Here is a 15,019-nt window from a genome sequence, read left to right on the forward strand (position 1 = left end):
TGCCGATCCGACCGAAAGCAGACGGAAACGGTCCGCAGCCGATCCGCACGAGGCAACGGTTTCCGCCGTGACTGCCGCCGGATCGGCACGCAAACGACACAGCCTCACCGGCCGGCCGGTGGTGATCACCGGCGCGGCCTCCGGCATCGGCCGCGCGCTGGCCACCCGGCTCTCCCGGCTCGGCTCGCCGGTCGCGCTGGCCGACGTCGACGCGGACGGCCTGAAGGCGACCGCCGCCGCCCTGCACGGCCGGGTGCTGACCCGGGTGCTCGACGTCCGCGACGCCGAAGACCAGCTCCGCTTCGCCGCCGAAGTGCGGGACTGGCTCCCGGCGCCGCTGGCCGCGGTGTTCAACAACGCCGGGGTCGCGGTCACCTCGAGCGTGCTGGACGCGGTGGCCGAAGACGACGACTGGCTGCACGACATCAACTTCCACGGCGTCGTGCACGGCACGCGTGCGTTCCTGCCGATCCTCGTCGAGCAGGGCGAAGGCGCGATCGTGAACACCTCCAGCGTGTTCGGCCTGCTCGGGATGCCGAACCAGAGCGCGTACTGCGCGGCGAAGTTCGCGGTCCGCGGTTTCACCGAGTCGCTGCGGCAGGAACTGCACGGCTCCGCGGTCCGCGCGATCACCGTGCACCCCGGCGGCATCACGACGAACATCGCGCGCAACGCCCGCGTGCGCCGCGATCCGGCCGGGCTCGGCCGCAGCCGCGAGGAGATGGCCGCGCAGTTCGAGGCCATGACCATGACCTCGCCGGACAAGGCGGCCGCGATCATCCACGCCGGCGTCGACCGCGGGAAGGCCCGCATCCTGGTCGGCCCGGACGCCTACCTGTTCGACGCGCTGGCCCGCATCACCCCCACCCACTACAACGCCGTGCTTTCGCGTGTGATGAGGCGCCCGCGGCGGAAAGAGGCCGTCCGATGACCGAGCACGTCGAAGTCCTGATCGTCGGCGCCGGGCTGTCCGGTGTCGGCGCGGCCCACCACCTGCGCACGGCGTTCCCGCGCAAGACGTACGCGATCCTGGAGGCCCGCGACGCCATCGGCGGCACCTGGGATCTGTTCCGCTACCCGGGCGTCCGGTCCGATTCGGACATGCAGACCCTCGGCTACCGGTTCCGGCCGTGGACCGACGCGAAGGCCATCGCGGACGGCCCGTCGATCCTGCGCTACGTCCGCGACACCGCGGCCGACGCCGGGATCGACCGGCACATCCGGTTCGGGCACAAGGTGGTCCGCGCCGAATGGTCCACAGAGGACGCGTTGTGGACGGTCGAGGCGGTGCACGACGGGAAGCCCGTCGAGTTCACCGCGAAGTTCCTCTACCTGTGCAGCGGCTACTACGACTACGCGGGCGGCCACACGCCGGAGTTCCCGGGCCTCGAGAACTTCGGCGGCACGGTCGTGCACCCCCAGCAGTGGCCCGAGGACCTCGACTACACCGGCAAGAAGGTCGTCGTGATCGGCAGCGGCGCGACCGCCGTGACGCTCGTCCCGGCGATGGCCGAGCGCGCCGGGCACGTGACGATGCTGCAGCGCTCCCCCACCTACATCCTTTCGCTGCCGTCGGAGGACGCGCTGGCGAACCGGTTGCGCCGGCTGCTCGGGCCGAAGCTGGCGTACCCGATCGCGCGCTGGAAGAACGTCGCCGTCAGCACGCTGATCTACCAGCTCAGCCGGCGCCGCCCCGGCGTGGTCAAGGCGATGATCCGCAAGGCCGCGATGAAGCAGCTGCCACCCGGGTACGCCGTCGACACCCACTTCAAGCCGCGCTACCAGCCCTGGGACCAGCGGCTCTGCCTGGTGCCGGACGGCGACCTGTTCCGCTCGATCAAGCGCGGCGACGCCTCGATCGCCACCGACCGGATCGCCTCCTTCACCGAGCACGGCATCCGGCTGGAATCGGGCGACGAGCTCGAAGCGGACGTCGTGGTCACCGCCACCGGGCTGAAGCTGCTGGCCTTCGGCGGAATCGACCTGGTCGTCGACGGCGACCCGGTGAAGCTGCCGGAAACCATGGCCTACAAGGGCATGATGCTCAGCGGGGTGCCGAACTTCATCTTCACGATCGGGTACACGAACGCGTCCTGGACGCTCAAGGCCGATCTGGTCGGCGAGTACTTCGTCCGGCTGCTGCGCCACCTCGACCGCACCGGGCACGACCAGGCCGTGCCGGTCAACGACGACCCGGCGGTCACCGAGCGGCCGCTGCTGGACTTCGACGCCGGGTACGTGCTGCGGTCGATCGACGAATTCCCGAAGGCGGGTTCGCGGGCGCCGTGGCAGCTGGGCATGAGCTACGCGCACGACGTCGTCAAGCTCCGGCACGGGCGGATCGACGACGGCGCGCTGCGGTTCTCGCGACGGCGGGCGGGAGCGGGCAGACTGGGCGCATGACGCTCGGAACCGCCCCCGCCCGGGGCCGCTGACATGCACTCCGCGGGACTGGTGCTGCACCCCCGCCGCGACTCGGCGGCCGCCGTCGAAGCCGTGCTCGGCTGGGCGGGCAACCGGGGGATCGAAATCCTCGGCATCGAGGACGAGATCGTCCGGCTGGACTGCGCCGCGATCGGCGTGACGCCCGAAGAGCTCGGGCGGCGCGCCGACCTCGTGGTCAGCCTGGGCGGCGACGGCACGATGCTGCGCGCCATGCGGCTGGCCGACGGGCAGCGCGCGCCGGTGCTCGGGGTGAACCTCGGCAAGCTCGGCTTCCTGGCCGAGGTCGACGTCCCGGACCTGCCGGGCGCGCTCTCGGCGATCGACGACCACCAGTTCACGGTCGAGCCGCGGCTGGCCGTGGACACGGTGCTCGCCGGGCGGCGGATCACGGCGTTCAACGACATCGCGGTGGTGCGCGTGCCCGGCGACGGCAGCGCGGTGGTCGCGGTCCGCGTCGGCGGGCAGCAGTTCGTGAGCTACTCGGCGGACGCGGTGGTCGTGGCGACCCCGACCGGCTCGACGGCGTACAGCTTCTCCGCCGGCGGGCCGATCACCAGCCCGTCGGTCGAAGCGCTGCTGGTCACGCCGGCAGCGCCGCACTCGGCGTACAGCCGGGGCATCGTCCTCTCGGTGCACGACGAGGTGACGCTGGAGCTGCTGCCGACCAGCGGGCGGCTCGCGGTGGAGGTCGACGGCCAGGTCGAGGGCTACGTCTCCCCCGGCGACCGCCTCGACCTGAGCGCCCGCCCGAGCGCGGCGCGGGTGGTCCGGCTCGGCATGACGACGTTCTACCAGCGCGCCCGGCGCAAGCTCCGGCTCACGGACTCGGCGGAGATCCCCGGCGACGGCGAGCTCTGAGGACGTCACTTTCCCTACGAAAGCTCCGCCTGGGTGACCTGGGTCACATCTCGGGTGTGTCGCGCTTGGATCACGGAATGGTCACGGGTAGCGTCCGCGACTTCGCCTGAACCAGCCGAGCCGTCCCGGAGTGTTTCCCCGCATGCTGTGCCCTTCACCCGCCCGCCCGTCCCTGCGCGCCCGGCTGCTCGTCCCCGGCGCCCTGGCCGCCTTCGCCGGGGCCGTGGTGCTCCTGGCCGTGCTGCACCTCGACCGGCGGGTGGCGCCGCTCGACCCGGTGAGCACGATGCTCAGCGACTACGCGCTGAGCCCGGGCCGCTGGCTGTGGGACGGCGCGCTGCTGCTGACCAGCACGGGCTCGGCGTTGCTGCTGGTCGCGCTGTACCGCCGCGGCCTGCTGGCGAACCCAGCCCTGGTGGCGGCGAAGGCGCTGTGGTGCGTGAGCCTGCTGGCGGTGGCGGTGTTCGCGAAGGATCCGCAGGGCGGCGCGATCACGGCGACGGGCAAGATCCACCTGTACGCGTCGGCGGTGACGTGCCTGAGCCTGCCGGTGGTCGGCTGGGCACTGGGCCACCGGCACCGCGACGACCCGCGCTGGCGCCGGTTCGCGGCCTGGTCGCGGCGGCTGGCACTGGCGGCCATCCCGTTCTACCTGCCGTTCATCGTCCCGTTCGCGGTGAACGTCGTGCTGGGCGGCCACCTGCCGACGGTGGCGACGGGCCTGGTGGAGCGGCTGATGATGGTGTTGGAGATCGCGTTGCTGGCGGTGCTCGGGCAGTGGGCGCACCGCGCGATGCGCCCGGTTCAGGCGGGTGCGGGTTCGCCGTTGTCCGGCTGGCCGAGGTTGCCGAGGAACCGGGACGTGACGACCTCCGCGACGACGACCTGAACGATGATTTCCCGCGACCGGATCGCGCAGCGGACGCCCTGCCGGAAGAGCCCGCTGTGCTCCCATAAGTGCAGCGGATCGACCTCCAGAAACGCCCTCGACCAGGTAGGTCGCGAACGACACCACGACCAGCAGGCCACCCTTGCCCACGTAGGCGCCCAGGTCCCACAGCGCCGCGAAGGCGCGCTGCAGAGAACGGCTCTCCGGCAAGGGGTCCGCGACCGCGAGCAGCCACGCGAACCCGCTGGCGATCGGGGTGCGCACCTCGCGCAGCCCCGGCAGGACTGAAGTCAGCACGCGGGGAAGTCGCACAAAGGCCGTCGTTCGCTACGCCTCCGGCTGCTCCCGCGTCCGGTGCAGCAGCCAGTCGCGCTCGGTCCGGATCAGCGCGTACCGCACCGACGACGTCCGCCCGTGCAACGTGAACAAGATCCGCTTCTCCGTCCGGTCGTGCTCCTCCCACCACCCCGTGTCGGCGACCTTCTTCGTCTCGTCCTCGTACCCGAGGTGGTCGAGCGCGTGATCGGGGACGGCGACCGCGAGCCGGTTGCCGCGGGTGTCCGGTGGCAGACCCCGAGGCACCGCCCACGACCGCAGCACGCCGTCTTCCTCCAGGCGGAGGTCGAAGTGGTGCCGCGGCCGCCAGTGCTCATGCAGCACGAAAGCCGGTCGCTCGCTCACCCCACCACGATGCCAGAAATCCCCGCTCCTACCCGTTTTCCATGGCCTCAAACAGACCATCCGTGGACTTGACTCGTTCCGAAGAAGCGCGCACGGTGGGGGCATGAGCGATGTGACCACCGCGCTGCGGGCCGCCGGTCTGCGGGTCACCCAGCCGCGACGGGCGGTGCTCGCGTGGCTGGCCGGTCATCCTCACTCCACAGTGGACGAAATCGGCACCGGAGTCCGCTCGGTGCTGGGTTCGGTTTCCACCCAAGGCGTCTACGACGTCCTGGGCGCGTGCACGGAAGCCGGCCTGATCCGGCGGATCGAGCTGCCCGGACACCCCGCCCGCTTCGAACGGCGGGCCGGGGACAACCACCACCACGTCGTGTGCCGCTCGTGCGGGCTGACGGAAGACGTCGACTGCGTGGTCGGCGAAGCACCGTGCCTGGCCCCGGACGACGCGCACGACTTCTTGATCGACGAAGCGGAAGTGGTGTTCTGGGGCGTCTGCCCCGGCTGCCGCGCCACTCCGCGGAAAGAGACACCGCGATGACGCAGTCCCCTCCCGAACCGACCACCACCGACGCCGGGATCCCGGTCGAGAGCGACGAACACTCGCTCACGGTCGGCCCGGACGGTCCGATCCTGCTGCAGGACAGCTACCTCATCGAGCAGATGGCGCAGTTCAACCGCGAACGCGTCCCGGAGCGCCAGCCGCACGCGAAGGGCAGCGGCGCGTTCGGGCGGTTCGAGGTGACCGGCGACGTCAGCGCGTACACCAAGGCCGCGGTGTTCCAGCCGGGGACGAAGACCGACCTGCTGATCCGCTTCTCCACCGTCGCCGGCGAGCGGGGCAGCCCCGACACCTGGCGCGATCCGCGCGGCTTCGCGGTGAAGTTCTACACCAGCGAAGGCAACTACGACATGGTCGGGAACAACACCCCGGTCTTCTTCATCCGGGACCCGTTGAAGTTCCAGCACTTCATCCGCTCGCAGAAGCGCCGCGCGGACAACAACCTGCGCGACCACGACATGCAGTGGGACTTCTGGACGCTGTCGCCGGAGTCGGCGCACCAGGTGACGTGGCTGATGGGCGACCGCGGCATCCCGCGGACCTGGCGGCACATGAACGGCTACAGCTCCCACACCTACATGTGGGTCAACGCCGCGGGTGAACGCTTCTGGGTGAAGTACCACTTCAAGACCGACCAGGGCGTGGAGTGCTTCACCCAGGACGAAGCCGACCAGATGGCCTCGGCCGACACCGACTACCACACGCGCGACCTGTACGAGGCGATCGAGCGCGGCGACCACCCGAGCTGGACGCTGAAGGTGCAGGTCATGCCGTTCGACGACGCCAAGACCTACCGGTTCAACCCGTTCGACCTCACGAAGGTGTGGCCGCACGGCGACTACCCGCTGATCGATGTCGGCCGGATGACGCTCGACCGCAACCCGACCGACCACCACACCGAGATCGAGCAGGCCGCGTTCGAGCCGAGCAACCTGGTGCCCGGCATCGGCGCCAGCCCGGACAAGATGCTGCTCGGCCGCCTGTTCTCCTACCCGGACGCACACCGCTACCGGATCGGCGCGAACTACCGGCAGCTGCCCGTCAACGCGCCCGTCGCGCCCGTCCACAGCTACAGCAAGGACGGGGCGATGCGGTACACGAAGGTGTCCGACCCGGTGTACGCGCCGAACTCCAAGGGCGGCCCGCACGCCGACGTCGCCCGCTACGGCACTCCGGCGGGCTGGCACACCGACGGCGACATGGTCCGCACCGCCTACGCGCTGCGCGAGGACGACGACGACTTCGGCCAGGCCGGCACGATGGTCCGCGAAGTCCTCGACGACGAGCAGCGCGCGCGGCTGGTCGACAACATCGTCGGGCACCTGCTCAACGGCGTGGGCGAGCCGGTGCTGACGCGCGCCTTCGACTACTGGCGCAACGTCGACAAGGATCTCGGCGACCGGATCGAGTCCGGTGTGCGCGCCAAGCAGGACGAGAAGGACCCGAAGGCCGCCGACCAGGGCAACCCGGCGCGCTCGAGCATGCAGCGCAAGGCTTAGCCCTCCCCGGAGCCGGCGGCGGCGCACGGGCTAGGTTGGACCTCCGCGCGGGGGAACAGCCAAGGAGGCCCGAGTGAACGTCGCCGGCGGGGTGCTGCCGGTCGCGGCCGCGGTGGCGCTCCTCGTGTTCGCGGTGCGGCTGGCGCGCGAGCCGCGGCGGCTCGGCAACGCCGTCTGGCTCGGCGTCGCGCTGCTGCTGACCGCGCTGTGGCTGCTGCGGGAAACCCCGGTGCTGGTGGCGGTGGCCGGCGCCGCGGTGGTGCTCGGCGCGCTGGTGCTGCCGGTCGCGCTGGTCGTCAACGGCATCCAGATGTGGCGGCGGGAAGGGCGCAGCACCGGGAACCTCCTGTCGCTCGGCCTCGGTGTCGGCCTCCTCGCGCTGGAAGCGCTGTTCTTCGTCCCGCTGGGGCGGTGGGGCTCGGCACTGGTGGGCATCGCGGCCGCGCTCGCCTGCTACTTCGGGTTCCTGTTCCTGTCGCTGCTGGTGTATTCCGCGGTGTACAGCCGGATCGGACGGCGGGGCGGCATCGACGCGATCATCGTGCTCGGCTGCGGCCTGGCCGGGAATCGGGTGCCGCCGCTGCTGGCCGGGCGGCTCGATCGCGCGCTCCGGCTCGCCGCGCGGGAACCGGAGCCGCCACTGCTGGTGGTCTCGGGCGGGTGCGGCCCCGGCGAGACGGTCACCGAGGCCGAAGCGATGCACGCCTACCTGCGGGAGCGCGGGATCCCGGCCGAGCGGATCCGCCGCGAGGACCGGGCCACCACGACCGAGGAGAACCTGCGCTTCTCGGCGGAGCTGCTGCCGCGCGACGCCCACCGGGTGGTGGCGGTGACGAGCAGCTACCACGTGTTCCGGGCCGCGGTGGAGTGCCGCCGGCTGCACCTGCCGTTCCACGCGACCGGGTCGCCGACCGCGCGGTACTTCCTGCCGAGCGCGCTGCTGCGCGAGTTCGCGGCGCTGATCCTCCACTACCGCCGGACGACGATCGCGGCGTGCGCGGCGATCGCCGGCACCGGCTTGGTGCTGGCGTTCACGGCCTAGTGTCCTGAGTCGTCAATTCGTTGGCAGTATGCGGCGAGAGTGTCGAGGATCTGGTCGGCGGTCTTGGTCCGGACGAAGGGCTTGGGGTCCTTGTTCCAGGCGCCGATCCAGCCTCGACATCGGTTTCGAGTTCGGTGAGCCAGGAGGCACTGGTGTTGGCGTCGATGGTCGTGAGGAATTTCAGGAACTCCTGATGCCGGTGCCGTCGGTGGTGCCGGGCGATCACCGACCCGGTGGCCGGTTCAGGGCGGCGAACAGGGTGGTGGTGCCATGGCGCACGTAGTCGTGGGTCGGCATCACGGCACTTTAGACACTGACCACGAGATTAAGACTCAGGACACTAGACGTACCTGGCCATCCGCTCCTTCCTCCGCCGCGGCCGGTTCGCCGCCCGGCCTTCGACCGCGCTTCCGCGTCACCCCGTCCGTGCGCTAGGTTCATCCGCAGATCTGGTTTGCCAAATAAACCAGTTACGGATCTGGGGAGCTCACCATGACCGACCTGCCGCCCGCCGCGCTGCTCGACGAGATGACGCGGCTGCGCGCACGGGCCCGGGCGGACCGGCACGCCTACGTCCCGCCACTGCTGCTGTTCGGCGTGCTCGTGCTGCTGGCGCCGCTGTGGGCCGAGGGCGGGCCGCCGCGGTTCGGGCTCGCCGGGGTCTGGTTCGGGACGCCGTTGCAGCTGTACTGGCTGGCCGTGGTCGTCGGCGGGTTCCTCGCCACGGCCGCCTGGTACCTCTACCGCGGCCACCGCAGCGGGGTGCGGACGCCGATCCGCGGCTACCTCGCGATCGGGCTGGTCGGCGTCCTCGGCGTCTCGCTCGGGCTGCCGGTGGTGGAGTCCTTCGCCTACCGCGTCGCGCGGTCGCCGTACGCGCAGCCGTCGTTCACCGTCCCGGTGGCGGCCGTCGCCCTGCTGGCCGGCGCCGGGATCCTGGGGCTGCGGACGCGGCTCGACGGCCGGGGCGCGCGCGGTGCGGCCACGGCCGCCGCGATGGTCTGCGGCTTCGTCGTGCTGGCGATGCTCGACCTCGCGCTCGCGCCCGCCCGGCCGTACGCGCCGCTCCTCACGATCGCGCTCGGCCTGCTGGGGCTGGCGTGGCTGGAGCGCAGCCGGGTGCTCGGCGTCGTCAGCGGGCTCTTCGCGGCGTCAGCGCTGCTGGTGAACCTCTACAACGTGCAGCACGTCTTCTTCCACCTCGGCCTTTTCGCGCGCTACGAAGGGGAAGCGACGATGGCGTTCACGAACACGCTGCCCCCGGGGCTGGTGCTGCTCGCGGGCGGCGCCTTCGCGGCCTGGCACGAGCGGCGGCCGCGCGCATGAGCGAGCACCCCGCGGCCGGCCTGGACGAAACGGTCCACCAGCGGCACCGCCTCGGCATCCTCACCATCGCCGCCGAGGCCGGGAAGGTGGACTTCGGGTACCTGCGCCGGACGCTGGACATGACGGCCGGGAACCTGTCCCGGCACGTCACGATCCTCGAGGAGGCCGGGCTGATCGACGTCGAGAAGGGGTACGAGGGCAAGCGGCCCCGCACGTGGATCACGATCAGCCCGGCGGGCCGCAAGGCACTCGCCGCGGAGGTGGCCGCGCTGCGGGCCCTCGTGTCGGCGGTCGAGCGCGCGGTCCCGGCGCGGCCGCGCACGACCTGATCCAGGCGTCAGCCGGGTGCTTGGACCTCGGTCGCGGACCTCGCCCGGCCGGCCGCCCACGACGCCAGCAGGACCAGGCCGTCCGCGGTCGCCGTGCCGGCCGGCGCGGTGTAGACGTTCAGGAGCAGGCCTGGTTCGGCGGGCAGCTCCATCGACTCGACGTCCAGGTCGAGCCGGCCCACCACCGGGTGGTGGATGCGCTTGCGGCCGGACCGGTGGAGCCGGACGTCCTGAGCCGCCCACCCCCGCCGGAACGGTTCACTGCGTGCCGAGAGTTCCTCGACCAGGGCGAGCAGCCTCTCGTCGTGCGGATCGCGGCCGGCTTCCATGCGCAGCTTCGCGGCCACATCGCGGGCGATCCGGTCGTAGTCGACGAAGAACGTTCTCGCCGCTTCGGGATCCAGGTACACGAACCGCGCGGTGTTCGCCGGCCGTCGCGGATCGGCCAGCACCGGTGAATACAGCGCGCGGGCCAGGTCATTCACGGCCAGCACATCGTAACGGCCGTTGCAAATCCACGCGGGCGCCTCGGTGATGGCGTCGAGCACCCGCTGAAGCGCCGGACGCACCGTCGCGGCGGGTCGCCGGCGGCGCGGACCGCCGGGCGCCCCGGACTGCCGCGCGAGGTGGAACAGGTGATCGCGCTCGGCCTCGTCGAGGTGCAGGGCGGCGGCCAGCGCGTCGAGCACCCCGTCGGAGGCGCCGGCGAGGCCGCCGCGCTCCAGCCGCACGTAGTAGTCGACCGACACCCCCGCCAGGAGAGCCACCTCTTCGCGACGCAGGCCTTTGACCCGGCGGTTGCCGCCGTAGGCGGGCAGTCCGGCCCGTTCGGGCGCGATCCGCGCGCGCCGCGAGCTCAGGAACTCCTTGATCTCGGTGCGCAGATCGATCTTGGCCACTCCCCCACCCTAGGCGCTGTCCGCGGGCGGAGGGAGGTACTGCGGGTACCCCGCGACGGCTAGGTACCGGTCGCGGTCGTGGCGATGCCGCCGTCGCTCGGGATGACGGTGCCCGTCAGGTAGGACCCGGCCCGGCTGGCGAGGAACACCGCGATTCCCGCCATGTCGTCGTCGCGGCCGAGCCGGCGCAGCGGGGCCTTCGCCGTGATCGTGTCGCCGACGGCGTCGAGCGTGGCCGCCATCATGTGCGACGGGAACGGTCCCGGGGCCACCGCGTTCACCGTGACGTGCTGGGGGCCCAGTTCCCTGGCCAGCACCCTGGTGAGCTGGTGGAGCGCCGCTTTGCTGGCGGCGTAGGAGTAGTTGGGCGACTCGGCGACGTGGATGGCGGCGATGCTGCCGATGTTGATGACCCGCGCGGGATCATCGGCCGTGCCCGCCCGGCGAAGTGCGGGGAGCAGCGCCTGCACCAGCCAGAACGGCGACTTGAGGTTGAGGTCGAGCACCGTGTCCCACGCCTCGTCCGGGAACGTCGCCAGCGGCTCGCGCCACATCGCTCCCGCGTTGTTGACGAGGATGTCCAGGCGGTCCGAGCCGGCCTGGACGAGATCGGCGAGGCGCCGGCACTCGCCGTGCTCGGACAGGTCGGCGGGGATCGCTCGGACATCGCCGAATCCGGACAGCCGACGCTGTGCCTCCGCGCACGTGTCCGCGTTGCGCGAGCTGATGACGACGCGGGCGCCGGCCTGCAGGAGGCCGCGCGCGATCATCATCCCGATCCCTTTGGTGCCGCCGGTGACGAGTGCGTACTTCCCGCTCAGGTCGAAAAGGCCTGAGTGGGTGGTGAACTGGTGGTCCGCCATGGTTGTCCGTTCCTCCTGCCGTGGAAGCCGTGAGCCGGCTCAACCCAGGTTCACAGGCGTCCCGGACGGCCGGGAGACCCTGGTGGGACAGGGACCGGGAGGTCCCCTCTCGCTAAGCTCCCCGCAGCACCGAAACGGCGTGGGCGACCCCGTCCTCGGCGCGGAGCCGGGCGCCGACGTACTGCGCGCCGCGGCGGAAGAGCGGGTTTCCGGTGAGCTCCCGCAGCCGGGCGGTCAGGACTTCGGCGTCGAGTGCCTTGAGCGGCAACGGTTTCGGCCCGGCGCTGAGCCGCGAGACGCGGTCACCCCAGTAGGGCTGGTCGGAGAAGACCGGGCACACGAGCGACGGCACCCCGGCCCTCAGCGCCGCGGCGGTGGTCCCGGCGCCGCCGTGGTGGACGACGGCCGCGGTGCGCGGGAACAGCCACCCGTGCGGGACGTCGGCGACGGCCAGCAGATCGTCGTCGTCGAAGTCGCCTTCGGTGGCGAGGAGGCCACGCAACCCCGCACGGCGCAAGGACGTCCGGACGGTCTCGAAGGTCTGTTCGGCTTCGGCCGGGCGCATGCTCCCGAACCCGACGTACACCGGCGGCGGGCCGGCGGCGAGGAAGTCGCGCAGCCGCGGGCCGGGGCGCCACGGACCGGCGTCGAGAAGCCAGTACCCGGTGACGTGGACGTGCGCGGGCCAGTCCGGCGGCCGCGGCACGACGGCGCCGGAGAACCCGCACAGCACCGGCGCCCGCCGCCGCGGCCCCCGCACTCCCGCCGCGGGCAGGCCGAGAGTTTCCCGGCGCCAGTGGTCGATTTCGGGACGCAGGAGCTGCCAGGCCAGTGCGTCGACCGCGGGGAAGCTCAGCTGACGGCCCCAGGGTCCGAGGCGTCCGGCCGCGGGGAGCAGCGGGTGCGCGAAGGCCCGGGTCGGCACGCTGGGCTGGTAGTGCAGTTCGGCGTTCGGGACGCCGAGGTGGGCGGCCAGGTGCGTACCGAGGAAGCCGAGGGTGGGCGCGAGGATCAGGTCCGCCCCGGCGGCGCCGGTGTGGGTGTCGGCGAGCAGCCGGGGCAGGATCGGCCGGAGCACTTTCCGCAACCCGCTCACGAACTTGTGCGGGCGCCCGGCGGTCCAGGCCCGACCGGCGGCCGAGCCGAGGACTTCACCCGGATCGGCGGAGAGCGGGGCGAAGGCAAGCCCGCGTGCTTCGATCAGCCCCCGAAATCCCGGCGCGGCGAGCACCCGGACCCGGTCCCCCGCGGCGGCGAGCCCCTGACCGAGCGCAACACACGGCTGGACATCCCCACGCGAGCCGGGCGCGACGATCACGACCAGGCGGCTCAACGGCCGACTCCGACGATGCGGTCCCCGACCACCGCGGACCGGGGTGGTGAGTCGCGGCACCCCGCTGCGGTTGGCCGGCGCACGCCCTGCCTCACCATCCGGCCGCGACAGCCCGGCCGGCAGTCCGGCGCCACTGCCCCGCCGCCGCAGGCGATCATCGCTTGGCCACCGCAGCCCGACCACCAGCCCGGCGCCACCACCCCGCCACCGCACGCGCTCATCGCTTGGCCGCCACAGCCCGGCCACCGGTCCCGCATCACCGCCCCGCCGCCGCGGGTCGTCGCCTGGCCACCACAGCCCGGCCACCAGTCCCACGCCACCACCCCGCCGCCACAGACGCTCATCGCCTCGCCCCCGCGGCCCGGCCACCGATACCACGCCACCGCCCCGCCGCCGCGGGTCGTCGCTTGGCCACTCCAGTCCGGCCACCAGCCCAGCGCCACCAACGCACCGCCGCGGGTCATCGCTTGGCCGCCGTCAAGCGGTAGCGCAAGCGGAACGGCAGGTTCGCCAGAACCGCCGCCACCCGGGCGTCCGTGCCCACCAGGTACCGCGGTGCCGGGCGGCGGGCCGTCAACGCGCGGACCACCACCTCCGCCGCCCGGCGGGGCGGGACTCCCGTTCGCGCCGAACGGGCCGCACTCCGCTCCGCCGCCTCCAGCTGCGCCGCGTACCGCTCGAGGCCCGCCGCCGGAAGAGTCGCGCGCACCTGCTCGGCCGCCGCGCGGGCTCGGGGCCAGATCGGCGTCGCCACCGCGCCCGGCTCGACCAGGACCACCTCGATGCCCTCCGGGGCCAGCTCCGCGCGCAGGCTGTCCGTCAAGCCGACCAGCGCGAACTTCGACGTGTGGTACGGCCCCACCATCGGGCCGGCGATCCGGCCGCCGATCGAACCGAGCGTCACCACCCGGGCCGTCTCCGCGATGCGCAGGGCCGGGAGCATCGCGCGGGTGACCGCGAGCTGGCCGGTGACGTTCACGTCCAGCTGCTCCCGGAACGCCTCCAGCGGCACGTACTCGAGCGGGCCGGGCCGCGCGAGGCCGGCGTTGTTCACCAGCCCTCGCACCGGTCCGCCGGCCGCGACGCGCTCGCCGCACGCCGTGATCGATGCCGGGTCGCGCAGGTCCATCCGCAGCACCGTGACCGCGTCGCCGTACGCGCGGGTGAGGTCCGCCTCGTCGCCGTCCGTGCGCACGCTCGCCCACACGTGGGCGCCGCGCCGGACCAGCTCCGCCACGCACGCGCGGCCGATACCGCCCGACGCGCCCGTGACCACATAGGACACCCGCGTCACGACGCCGCCGCCAGCACCTGCAGCATCCGCGGCCACGTCTTGTGCAGCTGCTCCTGCCAGTACGCCCACTGGTGCGTGCCAGGCCCGTAGAGGTCGGTCGTGACCGGGACGCCGAGGGCGCGCAGCCGCCCGGCCATCGCCGTGGTCTGGCCGCCGCACAGGAATTCCAGGAGCATCGCGCCGGGCAGGACGTCGATCGGGAGCTGGGCGTCGAGCGGTCCGGGCAGGCCGTTGCCCGTGGAAAGGTACAGCTCGGTGCCGCGCAGGCGTTCGGCGTTCACCAGCGGGTCGTGCGCTTCCCAGCGCGCCGGTTCGCGGCGACGGTCGCCCCAGAGGGCCTCCGGGTCCAGGCGGGCGGAAGCGACGATCGCGTCCGTGAGCAGCTCACCGGTCGGGCCGGCCGGGTTGAGGTTCCCGCTGTAGGAGGCGGCGTAGCGGAACACGCCGGGCCGCCGCGCGGCGAGTTCGATCGCGCCGTAGCCGCCGAGGGAGAGCCCGGCGGCCGCACGCCGGCCGTCGCCGCGGTAGCCGCGGTCGATCAGCTGCGGGAGCTCGACGGCGGTGAAGGTCTCCCACTGGTTCAGCGCGATGTCCTTGCCGTAGTTCCACCAGTCGCTGAAGAACCCCGCCGGCCCGGCACCCGGCATCACGACCAGGACGCCGGCGTCGTCGGCCAGCCGCCGGACGTCGGTGTTGGCGCTCCAGCCGCGGTAGTCCTGCAACCGGGTCTCCCCGGCGAGCAGGTACACCGCCGGCCACGTCCGGTCCGGGTGCTCCGCCCAGTCGCGGGGCAGGATCAGCCGGACCATCGCGTAGGCCCCGACCCCGGTGGAGCGCACGGTGAGGTCGAGTACTCGCGCGTCACCGTCCACAGTGGTCTCGGCGACGACGTGCGAGCCGTCGTCGGCGTGCGGCCCGTCCGCCGCCGCGGCAGGGGTGCCGAGCAGCACGCACGCCACGGCCGCCAGCGCGGCGAGCCACCTCGAAGACATGCGCATACGC

The 15,019-nt window shown here is 72.5% G+C and carries 15 protein-coding genes and 1 pseudogene; 9 read left to right on the top strand and 7 right to left on the bottom strand.

Going from position 1 to position 15,019, the window contains the following annotated elements; all coding sequences use genetic code 11:
- Nucleotides 1–67: 67 nt before the first annotated feature.
- The 4 genes from MUY14_RS14860 to MUY14_RS14875 all read left to right on the top strand — a co-directional run bounded on the left by MUY14_RS14860 (nt 68) and on the right by MUY14_RS14875 (nt 4,192).
- Entirely contained in the window at nt 68–931 is an 864-nt protein-coding gene (locus tag MUY14_RS14860; protein WP_247023591.1) for an SDR family oxidoreductase, read from the top strand.
- Nucleotides 928–2,403: an NAD(P)/FAD-dependent oxidoreductase gene (locus MUY14_RS14865; protein ID WP_247023592.1), complete on the top strand. Its 1,476-nt coding sequence runs from the start codon at nt 928–930 to the stop codon at nt 2,401–2,403. Before MUY14_RS14860 ends, MUY14_RS14865 begins: the two co-directional genes overlap by 4 nt.
- Nucleotides 2,404–2,436: 33 nt before the next feature.
- Nucleotides 2,437–3,303, top strand: coding sequence for an NAD(+)/NADH kinase (locus MUY14_RS14870; protein ID WP_247023593.1), 867 nt, complete (start codon nt 2,437–2,439; stop codon nt 3,301–3,303).
- A 142-nt stretch (nt 3,304–3,445) separates the two neighbouring features.
- The gene (locus tag MUY14_RS14875; protein ID WP_247023594.1) at nt 3,446–4,192 is read left to right on the top strand and encodes a DUF998 domain-containing protein; all 747 of its coding nucleotides are present in this window, start codon (nt 3,446–3,448) and stop codon (nt 4,190–4,192) included.
- A gap of 327 nt (nt 4,193–4,519) precedes the next feature.
- Here the strand turns inward: MUY14_RS14875 and MUY14_RS14880 are convergent, their stop codons facing one another.
- Nucleotides 4,520–4,873 carry a DNA polymerase ligase N-terminal domain-containing protein gene (locus MUY14_RS14880; RefSeq protein WP_247023595.1) on the bottom strand — a complete coding sequence of 118 codons (354 nt, stop codon included), beginning with the start codon at nt 4,871–4,873 and terminating at the stop codon, nt 4,520–4,522.
- A 103-nt stretch (nt 4,874–4,976) separates the two neighbouring features.
- Here MUY14_RS14880 and MUY14_RS14885 point away from each other — a divergent pair, with 103 nt between their 5' ends.
- The 3 genes from MUY14_RS14885 to MUY14_RS14895 all read left to right on the top strand — a co-directional run bounded on the left by MUY14_RS14885 (nt 4,977) and on the right by MUY14_RS14895 (nt 7,973).
- Nucleotides 4,977–5,411: a Fur family transcriptional regulator gene (locus MUY14_RS14885; protein WP_247023596.1), complete on the top strand. Its 435-nt coding sequence runs from the start codon at nt 4,977–4,979 to the stop codon at nt 5,409–5,411.
- Nucleotides 5,408–6,931 (top strand): catalase, encoded by a 1,524-nt coding sequence (locus MUY14_RS14890; RefSeq protein ID WP_247023597.1) that lies wholly within the window; start codon nt 5,408–5,410, stop codon nt 6,929–6,931. Before MUY14_RS14885 ends, MUY14_RS14890 begins: the two co-directional genes overlap by 4 nt.
- Before the next feature lie 73 nt (nt 6,932–7,004).
- On the top strand, nt 7,005–7,973 hold the full coding sequence (locus MUY14_RS14895) for a YdcF family protein (RefSeq protein WP_247023598.1): 969 nt from the start codon (nt 7,005–7,007) through the stop codon (nt 7,971–7,973).
- Here MUY14_RS14895 and MUY14_RS14900 read toward each other — a convergent pair.
- Nucleotides 7,970–8,264, bottom strand: a pseudogene (locus MUY14_RS14900) (IS630 family transposase); the annotation flags it as partial. The gene MUY14_RS14895 and the pseudogene MUY14_RS14900 sit on opposite strands and share 4 nt — an antisense overlap.
- A 201-nt stretch (nt 8,265–8,465) precedes the next feature.
- On the opposite strand from MUY14_RS14900, the gene MUY14_RS14905 reads away from it, so the two are divergent.
- The gene (locus tag MUY14_RS14905; protein WP_247023599.1) at nt 8,466–9,299 is read left to right on the top strand and encodes a hypothetical protein; all 834 of its coding nucleotides are present in this window, start codon (nt 8,466–8,468) and stop codon (nt 9,297–9,299) included.
- Nucleotides 9,296–9,628 (top strand): transcriptional regulator, encoded by a 333-nt coding sequence (locus MUY14_RS14910; RefSeq protein ID WP_225440375.1) that lies wholly within the window; start codon nt 9,296–9,298, stop codon nt 9,626–9,628. Before MUY14_RS14905 ends, MUY14_RS14910 begins: the two co-directional genes overlap by 4 nt.
- An 8-nt stretch (nt 9,629–9,636) precedes the next feature.
- Here the strand turns inward: MUY14_RS14910 and MUY14_RS14915 are convergent, their stop codons facing one another.
- From MUY14_RS14915 to MUY14_RS14935, 5 genes are all read right to left on the bottom strand, one after another.
- Nucleotides 9,637–10,527 (bottom strand): helix-turn-helix domain-containing protein, encoded by an 891-nt coding sequence (locus MUY14_RS14915; RefSeq protein ID WP_247023600.1) that lies wholly within the window; start codon nt 10,525–10,527, stop codon nt 9,637–9,639.
- Between the two features lie 59 nt (nt 10,528–10,586).
- Nucleotides 10,587–11,390 carry an SDR family oxidoreductase gene (locus MUY14_RS14920; protein ID WP_247023601.1) on the bottom strand — a complete coding sequence of 268 codons (804 nt, stop codon included), beginning with the start codon at nt 11,388–11,390 and terminating at the stop codon, nt 10,587–10,589.
- 112 nt (nt 11,391–11,502) lie between these two features.
- Nucleotides 11,503–12,723, bottom strand: a complete 1,221-nt coding sequence (locus MUY14_RS14925) for a glycosyltransferase (RefSeq protein WP_247023602.1) — start codon at nt 12,721–12,723, stop codon at nt 11,503–11,505.
- 460 nt (nt 12,724–13,183) lie between these two features.
- Nucleotides 13,184–14,017: an SDR family NAD(P)-dependent oxidoreductase gene (locus tag MUY14_RS14930; RefSeq protein ID WP_247023603.1), complete on the bottom strand. Its 834-nt coding sequence runs from the start codon at nt 14,015–14,017 to the stop codon at nt 13,184–13,186.
- On the bottom strand, nt 14,014–15,015 hold the full coding sequence (locus MUY14_RS14935; protein WP_247023604.1) for an alpha/beta hydrolase family protein: 1,002 nt from the start codon (nt 15,013–15,015) through the stop codon (nt 14,014–14,016). Before MUY14_RS14935 ends, MUY14_RS14930 begins: the two co-directional genes overlap by 4 nt.
- Nucleotides 15,016–15,019 lie beyond the last annotated feature (4 nt).

The sequence above is a fragment of the Amycolatopsis sp. FBCC-B4732 genome (genome assembly GCF_023008405.1).
GTDB classification, from domain to species: domain Bacteria; phylum Actinomycetota; class Actinomycetes; order Mycobacteriales; family Pseudonocardiaceae; genus Amycolatopsis; species Amycolatopsis pretoriensis_A.

Bases quoted from the DNA above. Each gene is read 5' to 3' on its own strand.
- MUY14_RS14920 (WP_247023601.1), bottom strand. From the start codon at position 11,390: ATGGCGGACCACCAGTTCACCACCCACTCAGGCCTTTTCGACCTGAGC.
- MUY14_RS14890 (WP_247023597.1), top strand. From the start codon at position 5,408: ATGACGCAGTCCCCTCCCGAACCGACCACCACCGACGCCGGGATCCCG.
- MUY14_RS14865 (WP_247023592.1), top strand. From the start codon at position 928: ATGACCGAGCACGTCGAAGTCCTGATCGTCGGCGCCGGGCTGTCCGGT.
- MUY14_RS14870 (WP_247023593.1), top strand. From the start codon at position 2,437: ATGCACTCCGCGGGACTGGTGCTGCACCCCCGCCGCGACTCGGCGGCC.
- MUY14_RS14885 (WP_247023596.1), top strand. From the start codon at position 4,977: ATGAGCGATGTGACCACCGCGCTGCGGGCCGCCGGTCTGCGGGTCACC.
- MUY14_RS14875 (WP_247023594.1), top strand. From the start codon at position 3,446: ATGCTGTGCCCTTCACCCGCCCGCCCGTCCCTGCGCGCCCGGCTGCTC.
- MUY14_RS14910 (WP_225440375.1), top strand. From the start codon at position 9,296: ATGAGCGAGCACCCCGCGGCCGGCCTGGACGAAACGGTCCACCAGCGG.
- MUY14_RS14935 (WP_247023604.1), bottom strand. From the start codon at position 15,015: ATGCGCATGTCTTCGAGGTGGCTCGCCGCGCTGGCGGCCGTGGCGTGC.
- MUY14_RS14905 (WP_247023599.1), top strand. From the start codon at position 8,466: ATGACCGACCTGCCGCCCGCCGCGCTGCTCGACGAGATGACGCGGCTG.